This window comes from Burkholderia sp. AW49-1, from assembly GCF_053427845.1.
This window is the reverse complement of sequence record NZ_JBSAXF010000139.1, coordinates 1-248: the sequence shown is the minus strand read 5'-3', so window position 1 is coordinate 248 and position 248 is coordinate 1. Positions and strand designations below refer to the sequence as shown.

The following is a 248-nucleotide window of genomic DNA, read 5'->3' as shown; positions in this document are numbered from 1 at the left end:
AGCAGGCCCGTCGGGTTGCCCGCGGCATCGCGCAGGATCGTGCCGCCCGGCGGCTCGGGCGTGTCCTTCGTGTAGCCGACCACGCGCAACGCGGCCGCGTTCAGCAGCGCGCGATCGTACAGGTGCAGGATGAACACCGGCGTATCGGGCGCGGCTGCGTTGAGTTCGTCGATCGTCGGCAGGCGCTTCTCCACGAACTGGTGTTCGGTGAAGCCGCCGACCACGCGCACCCACTGCGGCGCGGGCGT

General features: G+C 71.0%; 1 protein-coding gene. It reads right to left on the bottom strand.

The window, feature by feature from the left end:
- The coding region (locus ACV22W_RS33775) for an amidohydrolase family protein (RefSeq protein WP_448023881.1) at positions 1-248 on the bottom strand (248 nt) is incomplete at both ends.